General features: G+C 57.8%; 1 rRNA gene. It reads right to left on the bottom strand.

Annotation, left to right across the window (positions count from 1 at the left end):
- Positions 1-251 (bottom strand): 16S ribosomal RNA (locus R0J87_RS22835); the annotation flags it as partial.

The raw sequence follows: 251 nt of genomic DNA, 5'->3' as shown, positions 1-251 counted from the left end.
CTAAGCCTGTTTGCTCCCCACCCTTTCGCTCCTCAGCGTCAGTTACGGCCCAGAGATCTGCCTTCGCCATCGGTGTTCCTCCTGATATCTGCGCATTCCACCGCTACACCAGGAATTCCAATCTCCCCTACCGCACTCTAGTCTGCCCGTACCCACTGCAGGCCGGAGGTTGAGCCTCCGGATTTCACAGCAGACGCGACAAACCGCCTACGAGCTCTTTACGCCCAATAATTCCGGATAACGCTTGCGCC

Source organism: Halomonas sp. SIMBA_159 (assembly GCF_046536035.1).
Classification (GTDB): Bacteria; Pseudomonadota; Gammaproteobacteria; order Pseudomonadales; family Halomonadaceae; genus Vreelandella; species Vreelandella venusta_A.
The sequence above is the reverse complement of the archived record's forward strand: the minus strand, read 5'-3'. Positions and strand labels throughout refer to the sequence as shown.